This window comes from Limosilactobacillus panis, assembly GCF_019797825.1.
In the GTDB taxonomy this organism is placed as follows: Bacteria; Bacillota; Bacilli; order Lactobacillales; family Lactobacillaceae; genus Limosilactobacillus; species Limosilactobacillus panis_A.
In genome coordinates this window covers 1,672,159-1,688,734 of record NZ_CP081855.1, presented here as the reverse complement: position 1 = coordinate 1,688,734, position 16,576 = coordinate 1,672,159, and the positions used below count along the sequence as shown (strand labels likewise).

Below are 16,576 nucleotides of genomic sequence, written 5' to 3'. Positions count from 1 at the left end.
ATTGAGAAAGGAAGATTTTAATAATGGCAGAAAATTTTCAACCATTATCAGTTGGTGAATTAAAGGACAGCTATGATGTTGTCATCATCGGTTCTGGTGGGACTGGGTTAGCTGCCGCAATTCAGGCCAACGAACTGGGGATGAAGGTAGCCGTGTTAGAAAAGGAGGAAGAGCTTGGTGGTAACACTAACCGGGCCTCTTCCGGGATGAATGCGGCGGAAACCAACGTCCAATTAAAGCACGGGGTAATTGATAACGTCGCCGATTTCTACCACGAAACCTACAAGGACGGTGGCCGGTTGAACGACAAGGACATGCTCGGTTACTTCGTTTACCACACTGCCCCGGCTGTTGACTGGTTAGCTGACCACGACATTAAGCTGGACGACATTACCGTCACCGGGGGAATGTCGAAGAAGCGGACCCACCGTCCCGCAAGTATGGCCCCAATTGGTGGCTTCTTGGTAAAGAGCCTCCTTGGTGTAGTTGCAAAGGAGAACATTCCAGTATTCAACAACACGAAGGTTACTAAGCTCCGTCAAGCTGCTGATGGCCGGATCAACGGGGTGGAAGTTAAGTCAGGTGACCTCACTAAGAAGGTTGATGCCAAGGCGGTGATCCTGGCCACTGGTGGTTTCGGTGCCTCAAAGGAATACATCGAACGTTTCCGCCCTGACCTGAAGGACTACAAGACCACTAACCAGCCCGGCGCAACTGGTGATGGTCTGAAGCTGGCAGAAAACGTTGGCGCAGAACTGATGCAGATGAACCTGGTTCAGGTTCACCCAACGGTTCAGCAGGACCACCCGCACGTTTACCTGATTGGTGAAGCAGTTCGTGGTGAAGGGGCTATCCTGGTTAACGCCCAGGGGGAACGGTTCGTTAACGAACTGAATACCCGGAAGATTGTTTCTAACGCCATCACGGCATTACCAGAACACAGCGCCTACCTGATTTTTGACCAGGGGATCCGGGATCGGGCCAAGGCCATTGAATTTTATGACAAGACTGGTTTAGTCGTTCATGGGGACACCATTGAAGACCTTGCCCAGAACTTAAACATGGATTCAGCAACGCTGAAGGCAACGGTTAACACCTGGAACCAGGCTGTGGAGAACCATGATGATGAGCAGTTCCACCGGACAACCGGGATGGACCGGGGCATCACCAAGCCAGGCTTCTTCGCAATCCACATTGCACCCGCTATCCATTACACAATGGGGGGTATTCACATTACGCCAAAGACGCAAGTTCTCGATGGTAATGGTGACATTATCAAGGGTCTCTTTGCTGCTGGTGAAGTTGCTGGTGGATTACACGGTAACAACCGGGTTGGTGGTAACTCAATCGCTGAAACGATTGTTTTTGGTCGTCAAGCAGGTCAACAGGTTACCCTGTACGCACGTGGTCTGAAGTAAGACCTTATTTGGGGCTCAGCTGAGCCTCTAGCAATTATTTAATTCTCAATTATGGGAGGAATTTTTTATGATTAAACGTCGCCACAAGGTTCTCTTAGTTGGTGATGGTGCGGTTGGTTCATCATTTGCATATTCGTTGTTACAGACAACGCCAGAAGTTGATGAATTGGTAATCGTTGACCTTAATAAGGATAAGGCACATGGTGATGCCTTAGATTTGCAAGATATTACCCCACTGGAATCCCCAACAATTATTCGTTCTGGTGAATACAGTGACGCTAGTGATGCGGATGTTGCTGTCATCACTGCTGGTGTTCCCCGGAAACCTGGAGAAACCCGTTTGGACTTGGTTAACAAGAACGTTAAGATTTTGAAGAGCATTGTTCAACCAATCGTTGACAGTGGCTTCCACGGGATTTTCGTTGTTTCCAGCAACCCGGTTGATATCCTGACCACTTTGACGCAAAAGCTGGCGGGCTTCCCCAAGGAACGGGTCATTGGAACCGGGACTTTGTTAGATAGCGCTCGGTTGAACGTCCTTTTAGCGGAAAAACTGGATGTGTCAGTTAGTGAAATTGATGCCCACGTCATGGGCGAACACGGTGATACCTCGTTTGCTGCCTTTGATGAAGCCACCGTTAATGGTGAACCACTCAAGACGGCTACCGACTTGACCACTGATGATTACGCCGCTCTCGAAGAAGCCGTTAAGAAGCGTGGTGGCGAAATCATTGCCCATAAGGGAGCAACCTTCTACGGGGTTGCTAAGTGTCTGGCTTACATTGTTAAGGCCATCTTGGAGAACCGCAACGTGACCCTGCCAATTTCCGCACCACTTAATGGTGAATATGGTGTCAAGGACCTCTACCTCGGGGTACCGGCCGTTATTAACACCAGTGGAATTGTCAAGGTAATTGAACATGACCTTTCTGCGGAAGAGAGTAAAAAGATGATTAACTCTGCTGCTAAGATGAAGGAAGTCTTAGACGGGGTAGAGCTGTAAATAATTGATTTGATATAGGAAATTACTTAGGAGAGAAATTATGAGATTAGCAAAGGTAAATTATAAGGGCTTTATTTGGCCTCTATTAATCGGTTTAATTATCTGGTTTAGTGCCCCAATCCGTCCGGCAGGACTGAGCGTTAACTCGTGGCACTTACTAGCAATCTTCATCGCGACGATTATTGGTTGTATCGCTCGGCCGCTTCCAATTGCTGGGGTTGCTTTAATTGGCTTTACCCTAACTACGCTGTTCGGGGTCGTACCAATGAAGGAAGCAATCACTGCTTTCGGTAATACAACTCCCTGGACCATCGCGATGGCATACTTAATTGCCCGTGGTTTTATCAACACTGGTCTTGGCCATCGGGTTGCCCTGTTGTTTGTTAAGTGGTTTGGCCGTCACACCCTTGGTTTGGGTTATGCGCTGGCCGGTATTGACCTGGTAACTTCACCAGCGACGCCAAGTAATACGGCGCGTGCCGGGGGAATTGTTTACCCAATTATTGATTCATTAGCCAACACTTTTCACTCCACGCCAAAGGAAGGAACCCAGCGTAAGATTGGTTCATACCTGCTCTTCACTGAATTCCACTCCAATATCGTAACGAGTGCAATGTTCATGACGGCTATGGCACCGAACATCGTTGCCGTTGGCCTAGCTAAACAGTTAGGCGTTAATATTAGTTGGTTTACTTGGTTTCTTGCTGGAATCGTACCGGGCATTATCTGCCTGGTACTAGTTCCATGGATTATTTACAAGATGTATCCACCTGAAGTCAAGGAAACACCTAACGCCCGTGAATGGGCTGACAAGCAACTTGAGGAAATGGGCCCGATGAAAGTTTCTGAAAAGTTGATGTTACTCATCTTCGTCATCGCCATTGTTTTGTGGATGATTTCAAGCTTTGTCGGCATGGATGCGACAACCGTTGCCTTTATCGCTGTTACCCTTTTATTGCTGACCGGTATCTTAACTGTTAAAGATGTTCTTAACGAAACTGGTGCCTGGAATGTTGTTGTTTGGTTCTCCGTTTTGATCTTCTTGGCTGACCAACTGAACAAGCAAGGAATTATCCCATGGTTCTCCAAGACTATTAGCCACTCACTGAACGGGATGAGTTGGGGTGTAATCATGCTCATCTTGATTTTGATTTACTTCTACGCTCACTACTTCTTCGCCTCAGGGACAGCCCAAGTTACCGCAATGTTTGGCGCCTTCCTCAGTGTTGCCATGGCTGCTGGGGTACCATCAATGCTGGCGGCAATGTTGCTTTGCTTCACGGCGGCGGCGTACAGTTCAACGACCCACTATGCAAACGGTCCAGCATCAGCACTGTTTAGTACTGGCTACGTTACCCAAGCTGCATGGTGGAAGATGAACTTCGTACTGGGACTTTTATATCTGGTTGTCTTCTGTGGTATCGGTTCCCTCTGGATGAAGGTTATCGGCCTCTGGTAATTTGTAATTGAATAGTTTGTTTGCTACTGAATAGGATTAATTTGTAAGTTGCTTTCCAGTAGTAAAAGAAAGAGGCTGGGAATTAACTATTAATTCTTGGTTCTCTAACAGTAAAATCCGGACTATAATTTTTGATCGATTCAAAAATCATAGTCCGGATTTTAAATTATTTATAAAATTAGTCGCCAATCGACTAATTGATTGACCAAATTTCGTTAGATTTAATGCCATCAAGGCTAGCCCAATGTCATTTTCCACAGCCCGTTGTCCGCGTAGATGAGTTCGGCGTATGCCAAAATCCCTCTTCATGTGACCAAAGACTGGCTCAACGTCGAACTTTCGTCGACGATAAATTGCCTTGCCTTCGTCACTTGAGAGGGTTGCTTTTACTTTAGCCTTGTAATAATTCCACGTTGGGTTAACCTGCATATAGCGTTGCCGACCACTTGGTGTTTTTGCCAACTCATCCAATTGTTCTGACAGTTGGTGCTTATCCGCTCGATAGAGTTTGAAATCACGTTCGAAACCATATTTATCGGTTCGCCTACTATACCGATAAAAGCTAAAGCGAACTCCTAAATGATCGATGTAGTAATCATCTTCGGCATTATACTGCCAATTTTGTGATTTAGTTGGATCGTTTTTAAATTTATGTTTCTGTTCCTTTTGATAAGTTGTGTATGGAATAACAGGCTGCTTTTCAAACTGATCAAGAATCATTGTGTAATTGTACTCACTACCATAACCGGCATCGGCAACGATATGCTTAAAGAAATCTAAAGCATGAAACTGGGTAAGGAATGGCACTAAGGTCCTGGTGTCAGTTGGATTTGAAAAGAGCCCGTAATCAAGGACAAATTGCTTATGTGTAGCGATTTGCAGGTTATAGCCGGGCTTTAACTCCCGATTCATCATCGGATCTTCCTTCATACACATAAAAGTCGCATCATGATCAGTCTTGGAATAGCTATTACGACCTTGGAAGATATCTTCGGCACGTTCATACTTTTTGGCACGCGGAATTAGGTCGTTGCTTAATTGATGGCGAAGTTTTTTTAGAAAACGACGGCGCCGTTTTCTAACTGAACCACCTTTGATGATTTTTGGTTCTTGCTTAATCTCTTCATCTAACTTAGTGATTTTCTCCGCAAGTTCTTGTTCCATTACTTCCATGCCTTCGGCAGAAGTAACCAGCTCGGGTGCCATTTCTTGCACCACTTGTTTTTCTACTAGTTCCTCATAAAGCTTACTCGTCTTTTCTCTTAACTTAGCGTGATACTTTTCAACTGCCCGTCGCCAAGTAAATGAATATTTATTGGCATCGGCTTCTACCTTGGTCCCATCGATAAAAACTGCATCATTTTGAATTAGTCCGTGATCTTTCAAAGCCATGGTAAAGTAAACAAAGGCATGTTTAATTAGCTTACTAGCGTGCTGACTGCGTCGAAAGTTATTAATGGTATGGTAGCTATAAGCATAATCATGAGCTAACCAACGCATTGGCAGGTTCTCATCCAACATCATTTCAATCTTTCTTCCAGAATAAGTTTGACGTGCGTAGGCAAACAAGAGAATCTTAAGCATAATTGCTGGATGCGATGAAGGGCGGCCGGTAGCCGCTCCTGAATCTTCTAATAGCACATTTTGTGGAATCGAGTCGACAAAATCACTAATTAGCCGCGCAATATGATTTTGTGGTAAATCATAGTTATAGCTTAGTACGAATTCGGTTTGTCCTATGGTATAATTTTGATACATGAAAATCGCTCCTTTGGGTTGTTTTGTGGTAATTACATCATATCAGGAACGATTTCCTGTGTACATAAAAACCGGATGATGAATTGTTCAAAAAATTCATCATCCGGTTTTTGCTTTGGACTAGGAGTTTTTTCCCAGCCTCTTTTGTTTAAATATCTAATGCTTCGGTAATTCTAATGGCGACCGATTCAGTCATAATCATGTCGGTAAAAAACTGACCGGCCAAAGCGCCCATTGCTGCCTGGTACTTGGATTTGCGCTGGACGATGGCAATCCGGCGGGGAACTCTTTCAATTGCGGCTAAGGGAATTGAGAGGGTCTTGTCGGTTTTCCCGTTAACGAGGAAGTGACCATTAATATCAAAGGGCCGACCGAATGCCATTCCGGCAACAGCTTTAGTATTGACTCCCGGGAAAATTTCCTTGATGTGGTCATGCCAAGCCGGAATACTATTTACCGATTGAAGGGTCCCTAAACCACAAACCACCATGTCCATCTGGATAGCGGTGTGAAACGCCTCCGTAAATGCTGGTTCCTGGTAAAGAGCCTGGCGGGCCTGGTCGTTAATCACGTATAAGGGCCCGGGGATGGTACAGTAAGGGGCATCGTAACGGGCGGCGGCTTTCTGGACCATCCGCATGGAGGCGGCCGAAGAATGGTATTTCATGTTTTCCCCCATGAACTGGGTAAAGGTGAGTTGCTTAGCCGTTTGTCTGTTGAAATGGTCAAGCATGGTGTAGATTGTTTCCCCCCAAGTTAGGCCCACCGTATGACAATTGCTGATCAATGACTGGACCTGGTTAGCGGCAAAGGTCGCAATGATTTCGTCCCGGTCAAGGGGGTTGCTAGGATCCTTGATGACGGCTAAGTTCTTAACCCGGTAGTGCCGTTTCAGTGCGCGTTCCAACTTATCGTTACGATCATAGTTAGTATGAATATTAATGCTGACGACTCCGGAACTCAGTGCTTCGTCTAGGTATTTCATGATTAGGTAGCGGCTTAAGTGGTACTTTTTTGAAATGTCACTGATGGCCATCTTACTTAAGTAGTAGTCTTGCGCAAGATCGGCCAGGAGCTGGTTGTGTTCTGCATCCATTTTTCTTCCCCGCTTTACTATAAAGTCTTTGTTTTAGATTATAGCATCTTATCCACTTAAAATATTTTTAAATATTTAAAAATATAATCTAATATTTGCAATATTTTAAAAACATTGTAAGATGGTAGTAGTGATTGGAGGATGTTATTAATGGAAGATGAAGAATTACTGTCACTACACGCAAAACACCACGGTGTCCTGGCAATTTCACCAGAATTTACGGTTCACAACAAGAAAGAATTAGGTGAAGCCTACACGCCAGGTGTTGCCGTAATCTCTAAGCTGATTGAGCGTTATCCAGAATTGAAGGATAAGTACACGATGAGCGGGAAATTAGTGGCCCTGGTGACAGATGGTTCCGCAGTCCTTGGCCTAGGAAACATCGGCCCTGCCGGTGGATTGCCAATTGTTGAAGGAAAGGCTCTGCTATATAAGGACCTCTCTGGTGTGAACGCCATTCCACTGACGGTCGAGCAGGTTTCCCCAGATGAAGTTGTGGCAACTCTGAAGAATATGCAGGAATCCTTTGCCGGTTTCCACCTCGAAGATATTGCCGCGCCGCGCTGCTTTGAAATCGAGGAGAAGCTAGCCAAGGAAGTCAATATCCCGGTTTACCATGACGACCAAGAAGGGACGGCAATTGTTGTTCTGGCCGGCCTGATCAACGCCGCAAAGGTAGCTGGTAAGAAGCTCACCGACCTGAAAGTCGTTGTTAACGGGGTTGGAGCATCCGGGGTTGCAACTGCCCGTCTTCTCTTTGCTGCCGGCATTAAAAACATCACCTTTGTTGATATCAATGGTCCTGTGCACGCTGGCAGTAAGGAATATAACCACTTCCAGACGGACCTGGTTAAGCAGAGTAGTGACCAAACGGCTTATGCAAATCTGGACGAGGCGGTCAAGGGCCGGGACGTCTTCATCGGTCTGTCTGACGCCGACGTTTTAAGTGCGGAGCAGGTAAAGACAATGGCGGACAACCCAATTATCTTTTCCCTGGCTAACCCGAAGCCGGAGATTGACCCCCAAGTGGCTCATGATGCTGGGGTCAAGATCATGGCCACCGGTTCGAGTCAGTACCCGAACCAGGTTAACAATATTCTGGTCTTCCCTGGCCTCTACAAGGGCCTGCTAGCAACGGACCTCCACAAGGTTGACTATGGTCTAGAAAAGGCGATTGCCGAAGGAATTGCTAGTCTGGTTCCTAAACCAGTCGCTGACCACTTTGTTCCGGGCGTCTTTGATAAAGGTGTGGTTGACACCGTAGCCAAGGCCGTTCGCGACTACGCAGCAAGTAAATAATTAAAACGAGGAGGGACGTTGATGGAGATTCGCGAGATCAACATCCATATCAAGCGAAATTTCAATAAGTGGCGGAAGTTCCTGGAGAAGACGGGGATCACCACCTTTTCACCGAAGGAAACGGACCAGGTTGAACACACCTTTGTCTGGGAAGATGACGGGGAAATCATGGCGACCGGTTCAATTGCCGGTAACGTTTTGAAGTACATCGCGGTTTGTTCCAAGGTTAAGGGGCATGGTGAGACCTTCAACCAACTGGTTAGTAATCTAGTCAACGAGGCTGCCACGATGGGGCGCTTCCACCTCTTCGTCTTCACCAAGCCGCAGTATGTGCAAAGCTTTGGCTACGTTGGCTTTCACGTATTAGCTCAGGTGGAAGACGGGGCCATCCTCGAGGCCGGGACCCCGGATGTCCATGATTACATCAAAGGATTGCCTCATTTTACCGACCAGGACGATAGCCGAATTGCCGGGGTGGTCATGAACGCCAACCCCTTCACTAACGGTCACCGTTACCTGGTGGAACAGGCAAGTCGAGAAAACGACCATGTCTATGTTTTTGTGGTTAGCCAGGAGGCGTCACTCTTTACCTTTGACGAGCGCTTTAAGCTAGTCGAAGCGGGTTGCCACGACCTGACAAACGTCACGGTGGTGCCGGGCGACAGTTACATGGTTTCTTATGCCACCTTTCCGGCCTACTTTTTGAAGGATAACCAGGACGTCGCTCACTTTCAGGCGGCCCTCGATGCCCAGCTGTTCAAGCAGCAGGTCGCCGGTCCGCTAAATATTACCCGCCGTTACGTGGGCAGCGAGCCCTTCTCCAAAACAACTGATATTTACAACCAAGAATTAACTAGGGTTCTACCACCTGATGTTGAAGTTAAGATTATCGAGCGCGCTAGCAACGCCAACGATGATGTGATCTCGGCAACGAAGGTACGAGCAGCGATTGCTAATGATGAATTAGCGGTGGTGCAAAAATACGTTCCACAATCTACGCTCTCATTTGTTCAAAATAACTGGTCTGATCTCAGAGCACGCATTAAGGAAGGAAGTTTAGAATAATGGATATTAAGAAGACTGCATTAGCAGGAACTCTGGAATCATCCGATATCCAAATTACCCTGAGCAAGGGTGATAATGGGGTTAATATCGACCTTGATTCCTCGGTTGAAGAACTCTACGGCGATCAAATCCGCAAGGTGATCACTGATACTTTGGCAGCCTACGGGATTAAAAATGCCAACGTAAAAGCCGTTGATAAGGGCGCTTTGGACTGTGTTGTTAAGGCACGGACCATGGCTGCCGCACAACGGGCCCTAGAAACTACTGATCAACCAGACTGGGAGGTATTTTAATAATGGAAGAACGTTTACGTCGGACCATGATGTTTGTTCCGGGGAACAACGCCGGAATGGTTAAGGATGCTGGTATCTATGGTGCTGACTCCATTATGTTTGACCTGGAAGACTCCGTTTCCATGTCAGAAAAGGATGCTGCGCGGATGCTGGTTTACGAAGCCCTGCAAACCCAAGACTACGGTGACTCCGAATTAGTTGTCCGGGTCAACGGGATTGACACCCCATACTTTAAGAACGATGTTTATGCCATGGTCAAGGCCGGCATCGAAGTCGTTCGTCTGCCCAAGGTTGAATCTGCTCAAATGATGCTCGACCTGGTTAAGGTTGTTGAAGAAGCTGAAAAGAAGTTTGGTCGTAAACCAGGCTCCACTCATGTGATGGCCGCTATCGAAAGTGCCAAGGGTGTTTTGAACGCTCCGGAAATCGCCGCAAGTACCGACCGGATGATTGGTCTGGCCCTCTCTGCCGAGGACTATACTACCGACATGAAGACCCATCGTTACCCAGATGGTGCTGAACTTGAATTTGCCCGCAACATGATCCTCCATGCTGCTCGTGCCGCTGGGATTGCCGCTTTCGATACTGTCTTCACCAATATGAACGATATCGAAGGCTTCCAACGGGAAACTGAACATATCCACGAACTTGGCTTTGACGGTAAGTCCCTTGTTAACCCACGGCAAATCGACTGGGTCAACAAGGTTTACGAACCAACCAAGAAGGAAATTGAAAACGCCCTGGACGTTGAAGCAGCCATTGAGGAAGCTCACCAAAAGGGCTCTGGTGTTATTTCCATGAACGGTCAAATGGTTGACCGCCCAGTTGTATTGCGTGCACAACGGGTTATCCGCTTAGCCAAGGCTTCCAACCTGATTAATGAGGAGGGTGAATACATTGAAAAATAATGTCGGTCGTGAAATCTCAGACGAAATTCTAAACTCAACGAACTACAAGCCATTCGAAACTACTGAAATCGGCCACCCAACTGTTCACTACACCGGCCACGATGTCCGGGTCACAAAGGGTGACGATAAGCTGGTTGACTCCTTGGACCAAGTTATTAAGGACAACCTGAAGGACGGCATGACCATTTCCTTCCACCACCACTTCCGTAACGGGGACTACGTCTTCAACATGGTGATGGACAAGATTATCAAGATGGGATACAAGGACTTAACTTTAGCACCATCTTCTCTGACCGGGGTCATGAATGACAAGGTAATCGAAGCCATCAAGGCTGGGACCATCACTAACATCACCAGTTCTGGAATGCGCGGCAGCCTAGGTGAAGCCGTTTCTCATGGTTTATTGAAGAATCCGGTAATTTTCCGTTCCCACGGTAACCGGGCTCGTTCGATTGAAAACGGTAATATCAAGATTGACGTGGCCTTCCTCGGTGTACCAAATGCTGACCGGATGGGGAACGCCAACGGGATGAACGGTGAATCCGCCCTTGGTTCTCTTGGTTACGCCTTAGTTGACGCCCAATACGCTAACAAGGTAGTTCTGCTGACTGATACCATCGTTGACTACCCAAACGCGCCGGCTTCCATCAAACAGACCCAAGTCGACTACGTTGTTAAGGTCGACAAAGTCGGTGACCCTGATCGGATCGGTAGTGGTGCGACCCGGTTCACTAAGGACCCGAAGGAATTGAAGATTGCCAAGATGGTTAACGACGTCATCGTCAACTCACCATACTTCAAGAACGGCTTCTCCTTCCAAACTGGTACTGGTGGTGCTTCACTGGCCGTTACCCGTTTCCTGCGTCAATCCATGTTGGACAACGATATCAAGGCTTCCTTCACTTGTGGTGGGACGACTTCACCAATTGTCAAGCTGCTTGAAGAAGGGCTGGTCAAGAAGGTTATGGACGTGCAAGACTTTGACAAGGGTGCCGCTTCCAGCATGAAGTCCAACCCAGGTCAAACCGAAATTGACGGTTCATGGTACGCTGACCCAGACAACAAGGGTGCGATGGTCGACCAACTAGACATTGCTATTCTGTCCGCTTTGGAAATTGATACCGACTTTAACGTCAACGTGCTGACCGGTTCTAACGGTGTTATCCGTGGGGCCGTTGGTGGTCACCAAGACGCCGGTACTGCCAAGATGACGATTATCTCTGCCCCACTGACCCGTGGACGGATTGCCACGGTTGTTCCTGCCGTTAACTCCATCACCACTCCAGGTTCATCCATTGATGTCCTGGTTACCGAAGTTGGGGTTGCTGTTAACCCGGCCCGGAAGGACTTAATTGAAGCCTTCAAGAAGGCCCCAAGCATTCCGCTGGTTTCAATCGAAGAACTGCAAAAACGGGCTGAAGGCATCGTTGGTAAGCCAAAGCCAATCGAATACACCGACCGGACTGTTGCCCTGGTTGAATACCGTGACGGGACCTTGATTGACGAAGTAAAGCAAATCAAGGACTAGTTAAGGCCAACACATAAAATAAAAAAGAGGTTGGAGAAAGTGTTCCCCAACCTTTTTTATACATATAATGGAGGTAGCAAAAAAACAAAGGAGTCTATGATGAAGAACATTTTTACAAACGGGGAAAAACAGGATATTCCGGCTGTCTTAGCCAATAAGGACCACCGGGCAGCTGTCCAACGCCGCCTGGTAGCTGACTATTCAGAAATGACCGTGGTGGCGGCCAAACTTAACATTCCTGGGCCCATCAAGAATAACCCGGCCATCAAGGAGTTCTTTATTGTGGGGCTCAACCAACTTGAACGCCAGTGGCGACAAGCTGGGATCCTCTTTTACCAGAAGGGCCAGTGGCTTGATGCCGGAACCGGGCCCGAGCGCTTTTACCTGGTGAAGGCGGCCGCTCCCGTTGTTAAGACAGCGACGACAGCCTTTGAGGAGGCAGGTGCCAGTAACCGTCTCTTTGACCTTGATGTGTTGGTCAAGGAAGATGGCCAGGTTCGGCCCCTCTCCCGGGCAGACTCTGGTCAGCCGGCCCGGCGGTGCTTTGTCTGTGGGCGACCGGCTAAGGAGTGTGGACGGTCCCGTCGCCACTCAGTGGCAGAACTCCAGGCGGCAGTTAATAAGCTGATTGTCGCGGCGTTGACGGTGGCGCGCCGGTCTGTAGCCAGTGACCGTTTAGTTCAGTTTGCCCAGCGGGCCCTCATGTATGAAGTGATGGCTTGGCCCAAACCGGGCTTGGTTGACCCGGTCGAACACGGTGCCCATCCTGACATGGATGCCTTTACCTTCATTAATAGCGCTGTTTCTCTCCGCAGATACCTCCACCAGGCCGCGGAAGTGGGGATGAATGCCAATACGGCCGACTACCCACTGATGTTTAACGAACTGCGTGAATTTGGCAAGGTCGCTGAACAGGACATGTTTGCGGCCACCAAGGGGGTCAATACCCACAAGGGGGCCGTCTTTTCTCTCGGCATTCTGGTAATGGCTACCGCAGCGAGCTGGCGCAAGTTGGGGCAGGTTGACCTGGCCGATATTCAGGCGGTAGTTAAGGACGCGCTGGTTGACCTGGTTAAGGATGATTTGAAGAAGCTGCCGGATGCGGAAGATGAGACCGCCGGTGAGCAGCAGTACCGTAAGTACGGACTGACGGGGATCCGTGGGGAGGCTCAGGCCGGTTACCCGACCGTCTTTCAGTATGGCCTGCCGACGATGCTTAAGACTACCGGAAACTGGAATACGCGGATCGTGCAGGCCCTCCTGGTCCTTGCCCGCCACACTGAGGATTCGACCCTGATTAAGCGGGCCGGGGGCCCTGCCATCTTGCAGTGGAAGGATAAGCAGGTTGACGAATGCCTGGCCGTTGGAGGGACTACCACTGCAGCAGGTCGGGCATTGTTGAATGACCTGGAACAAGAATTTAGTCGTCGTCACCTTAGCCTGGGTGGAACGGCCGACTTAGTCATCTTGACGGTTTTCTTGACATTCGTAAAGGAGGAATTAGCTGATGGACTTTCAAACGAGTGATGGTATCCAACTCAATTACCAGGTCGCGGGTAGTGGACAGCCGGTCGTCCTGATCCACGGCTTTGGTGGCTACCAGCAGATTTGGTGCCTGCAGGTCCCGGAATTGGTTCAACAGGGCTACCAAGTGATTACCTATGATCAGCGGAACCACGGGGTGTCAGGGCATACCCCGGACCTGGATTCAGTTGACCGACTGATTGATGACCTCCATGAACTATTAGTGGGTTTAAAAATTGACCGGCCCTTTTTGATTGGCCACTCGATGGGGGCGGCAGAGATTTATGGCTTCCTAAAGCAGTACCCCGATTTTCCGCTTCGGGGGGCAATTGCGGTTGACCAATCACCGAAGATGATCAATACACTACAGTGGCACTATGGCTACATGGACATCACCCGCGCCTCCTACCGGTTGAAATTAAGAGAACACGGGAATGTCCGCGAAACCTTGAACGGGGTGCCAAAACAGGTGCTGGATAAGTTGGCACCTGAGAAGGCCATGTTTCCCTTCGTGCGGGCAGAAAACCTTCCCCTGTTGTATGACCACGCCAAAAGGGATCGGCGGTCGGCAATTGAAGGGGCAAAGGTTCCATTGCTACTGGTAACGGCTAATCAGAGCCCGTACTTTGACGGTCGGTTTGCGGACGTGATGCAGGCGGCCAACCCCGATTTTGTATCCCACCAGGCAATTGACCAGACCGGTCACGTGGTGATGGCCGAGCAGGCGGGCCGGTTTAATCAGGTAATGGATGAATTCTTAAAAGAAAATAAGTAGGTGGCGTTTCTTTAGGGCCGCTAGTGGACGGGTTCATGATCCCGCATACTAGCGGCCTTTTGACTTTGGCGGTTAACTGTCAGGTAGGTGGCGGCTAACTGACGGGTGATTGTCGTGTTAAACGCCCTCCTAAACTGTTACCATAGGACTGGAGATTAAGGAGGAGATGATAGTGATGGTAAAAAATAAGATTAAGGAGTTGCGGACTGCTTGCCACTTGTCTCAGGAGCAGTTAGCAGAGAAGGCTCAGGTGTCAGTGAGAACAATTCAAAGACTGGAGGCCGGGGACGATGCCAGCATCTCAACTTTGAACCTGGTGGCCGGTGCGCTGGGGGTTGAGGTGGGCGACCTCTTCCCGCACACCGATACCAGCCAGGAGCAGGAGGAAAAGATTCAGTCAGCCGATGAGCAATTGCAGTACCAGCTTCAGGCCCGTCACGAAGAGTTCCGGACCTTTAAACACCTCTACAATGCCATTTTCATCATCGTAATGATGGCGTGGGGAGCATTGTTTCCACTGGTCCACAGTGATATATACTCTTCTTTAATGGGAGTGTTTTGGATTGGTGCCTGGATCATAATGGTGCCGCTGAAGAAATGGCTGACAATCAAGAGGGTTGACCCAAAACTTGACCGTAAGTTCCCGCTAACGGCCAGCCGGGTAGACAAGAATAGGCAGGGCTAATGGACTGTGCTATACTGAATTGGATAAAAGTGCAATGGTTAAGAATGATTTCCCGGGAAATTATCATTGAATTGAGTAGGAAAAGACTGGTTGGATGCGTGAGATACCAATTAAACAGGCCAAAGCGATTCTCAAACGGACACTGAAGGGGACTACTAACCAACGAATCTACCTATTGACTAAAAAGAAGGATCGTTCCTTGACGGTTGAGGCCGGGGATGAAACCCTAATCCTGATTGAGCGGGGCTACGTGGATGCCAAGCAAACCTACTGCTTAGCCGGTGGAAAAGCTAAGCATGCGGTAACAAGTGCGTTCAAACGCGAATTCCCGCGGAGCCACCAAGTATATTTAAGCCAGACAAAGGAGAATGAGGATGCAAGTTGAGTTTTATGAGCATCTCCTTCAAGAAACACCGTCGTCAGTAAAAAAGATGTGGAAGCAATAATTAAGTGACCATCACCAGGGAGGTTACGAGAATTGCGAGGCGTTAAAAATGAGTAAGTATGATCAATTATGGAAATACATTGCAGATTGTGGCCAGGATCGCCTAATGATTCCCTTTAGTGCGGTCGAAAAGATTGCGGGCGTTCCGCTCGACCATTCTTTTCTGAGGTATAAGAAGGAACTATTAGACTACGGCTACCAGGTCGACCATCTCTTCTTGAAGAAGCAGCAGATCCAAATTAGTCGAATTAAATAAAGAGGCCTTCAGCATTCGGGAATCCGCGTGCTGAAGGCCTCTTTGGATACTACGCTACTTAAATGCTGCGACGTTCAATAAAGTTAGCCGGTAGAATTGTCTGAACGGGGACACTCCGGTGCTCAAGCAGCCGTTCCAGGGCAAGTCGAACCGCCATTTTTCCCATCTCATAGCTGTGGGGCCGAACAGAGGAAAGGGCCGGTGTTAAGCGGGTGGCCTGCTGGCTGTCATCAAAGCTGGCCACCGCCAGGGATTGTGGAATCGCAACCTGGTGCTGCTCGGTCGCCCGGTAAACGCCCGCCGCTAAAATATCACTGGCGGTCAAGACGGCGTCAAATCGGAGGGAACTCTGCAGGATTTCATCCATGGCCCGGGCCGCTTCCTCAGCGTGCCAACTGGTCTCATAAGTATGGGCCGCGAGGTGGTGAGCTTGCATCCACCTTTGGTAGGCACTGGTCCGGATATCAGTAATTTTATCACCGTGGTGGCCGTCTTTCTTCAGTGAGTACCCACTGCCGCCAATAAAGGCAATTCGCCGGTGGCCAAGCTGGTAAAGCCGGTTTAATACTGCCGCAGTGGCCGCTTCGTAATTGTTACGGACCAGGTCATAATTGGCAAAGTAACGGTGGTCATCAATGATGATTAAATTCTGGTTATACTGGTAAAGCTGCTCAAGAAAGGTCCGTTCAAAAACGCCAATCAGGACCACGGCCTGGAACTTTTGAGCGCTGCGGTATGAGAAAGCCTGGTCGGGGATGGTTAGCCACTTCCCGATGGTCAGGCCGTGCAATGCGGCCTCATCTCTAATCCCCTGGTTGATGGTAGAGAAGTAGGTGCGGGTGGGATCCTGTGGTACTTGGAGAACGAGAATTTGGCTTTGCTGCAGGTTCATTGCCGCAATCTGTGAAAGGTGCCCAGCCTGGTAGCCCAGTTGGTGGGCTGCTTGGGTGATGGACCGCCGCGTACTATTCTTGACGGCTAATTGTGGGTCGTGGTTGAGGACCCGGGAGACGGTTGCCGGAGAAAACCCCGTGATTTTGGCAATCTGCCTGATACTGGCCATG

General features: G+C 48.7%; 16 protein-coding genes. 13 read left to right on the top strand and 3 right to left on the bottom strand.

Translation table 11 applies throughout. The features are described 5' to 3' along the window. The first annotated feature begins 23 nt into the window (after nt 1–23). From KZE55_RS08160 to KZE55_RS08150, 3 genes are all read left to right on the top strand, one after another. Nucleotides 24–1,418, top strand: coding sequence for a flavocytochrome c (locus KZE55_RS08160; protein ID WP_222258078.1), 1,395 nt, complete (start codon nt 24–26; stop codon nt 1,416–1,418). 67 nt (nt 1,419–1,485) lie between these two features. Beyond that, the gene (locus KZE55_RS08155; protein WP_222258077.1) at nt 1,486–2,421 is read left to right on the top strand and encodes an L-lactate dehydrogenase; all 936 of its coding nucleotides are present in this window, start codon (nt 1,486–1,488) and stop codon (nt 2,419–2,421) included. Nucleotides 2,422–2,461: 40 nt separating this feature from the next. Next, complete coding sequence (locus KZE55_RS08150; RefSeq protein WP_222258076.1) at nt 2,462–3,880, top strand: DASS family sodium-coupled anion symporter; 1,419 nt, start codon at nt 2,462–2,464, stop codon at nt 3,878–3,880. 147 nt (nt 3,881–4,027) lie between these two features. Here the strand turns inward: KZE55_RS08150 and KZE55_RS08145 are convergent, their stop codons facing one another. Then, the gene (locus KZE55_RS08145) at nt 4,028–5,638 is read right to left on the bottom strand and encodes an IS1182 family transposase (RefSeq protein WP_222257689.1); all 1,611 of its coding nucleotides are present in this window, start codon (nt 5,636–5,638) and stop codon (nt 4,028–4,030) included. 148 nt (nt 5,639–5,786) lie between these two features. Next, a complete protein-coding gene (locus KZE55_RS08140) occupies nt 5,787–6,734 on the bottom strand; it encodes a sugar-binding transcriptional regulator (protein WP_222258075.1) in 948 nt (315 codons plus the stop codon). Nucleotides 6,735–6,884: 150 nt separating this feature from the next. Here KZE55_RS08140 and KZE55_RS08135 point away from each other — a divergent pair, with 150 nt between their 5' ends. From KZE55_RS08135 to KZE55_RS08090, 10 genes are all read left to right on the top strand, one after another. Next, on the top strand, nt 6,885–8,033 hold the full coding sequence (locus KZE55_RS08135; protein WP_396442458.1) for an NADP-dependent malic enzyme: 1,149 nt from the start codon (nt 6,885–6,887) through the stop codon (nt 8,031–8,033). A gap of 21 nt (nt 8,034–8,054) precedes the next feature. Continuing rightward, on the top strand, nt 8,055–9,098 hold the full coding sequence (citC, locus tag KZE55_RS08130; protein ID WP_222258073.1) for a [citrate (pro-3S)-lyase] ligase: 1,044 nt from the start codon (nt 8,055–8,057) through the stop codon (nt 9,096–9,098). Then, complete coding sequence (gene citD, locus KZE55_RS08125) at nt 9,098–9,391, top strand: citrate lyase acyl carrier protein (protein WP_047768218.1); 294 nt, start codon at nt 9,098–9,100, stop codon at nt 9,389–9,391. The genes citC and citD overlap by 1 nt, the downstream gene beginning before the upstream one ends. Nucleotides 9,392–9,393: 2 nt before the next feature. Continuing rightward, nucleotides 9,394–10,299, top strand: coding sequence for a citrate (pro-3S)-lyase subunit beta (gene citE / locus KZE55_RS08120; protein WP_222258072.1), 906 nt, complete (start codon nt 9,394–9,396; stop codon nt 10,297–10,299). Next, nucleotides 10,289–11,827: a citrate lyase subunit alpha gene (citF, locus tag KZE55_RS08115; RefSeq protein ID WP_222258071.1), complete on the top strand. Its 1,539-nt coding sequence runs from the start codon at nt 10,289–10,291 to the stop codon at nt 11,825–11,827. Before citE ends, citF begins: the two co-directional genes overlap by 11 nt. Nucleotides 11,828–11,926: 99 nt before the next feature. Then, nucleotides 11,927–13,354: a triphosphoribosyl-dephospho-CoA synthase CitG gene (citG, locus tag KZE55_RS08110; protein WP_222259987.1), complete on the top strand. Its 1,428-nt coding sequence runs from the start codon at nt 11,927–11,929 to the stop codon at nt 13,352–13,354. Then, on the top strand, nt 13,335–14,126 hold the full coding sequence (locus tag KZE55_RS08105) for an alpha/beta fold hydrolase (RefSeq protein ID WP_222258070.1): 792 nt from the start codon (nt 13,335–13,337) through the stop codon (nt 14,124–14,126). Before citG ends, KZE55_RS08105 begins: the two co-directional genes overlap by 20 nt. A 175-nt stretch (nt 14,127–14,301) precedes the next feature. Continuing rightward, entirely contained in the window at nt 14,302–14,811 is a 510-nt protein-coding gene (locus KZE55_RS08100) for a helix-turn-helix transcriptional regulator (protein ID WP_222259985.1), read from the top strand. Nucleotides 14,812–14,905: 94 nt separating this feature from the next. Further along, the gene (locus KZE55_RS08095) at nt 14,906–15,196 is read left to right on the top strand and encodes a hypothetical protein (RefSeq protein ID WP_222258069.1); all 291 of its coding nucleotides are present in this window, start codon (nt 14,906–14,908) and stop codon (nt 15,194–15,196) included. 109 nt (nt 15,197–15,305) lie between these two features. Beyond that, nucleotides 15,306–15,512 (top strand): hypothetical protein, encoded by a 207-nt coding sequence (locus KZE55_RS08090; protein WP_222258068.1) that lies wholly within the window; start codon nt 15,306–15,308, stop codon nt 15,510–15,512. A gap of 58 nt (nt 15,513–15,570) precedes the next feature. Here KZE55_RS08090 and KZE55_RS08085 read toward each other — a convergent pair whose 3' ends face one another. Then, complete coding sequence (locus KZE55_RS08085; RefSeq protein WP_222258067.1) at nt 15,571–16,575, bottom strand: LacI family DNA-binding transcriptional regulator; 1,005 nt, start codon at nt 16,573–16,575, stop codon at nt 15,571–15,573. Nucleotide 16,576 lies beyond the last annotated feature (1 nt).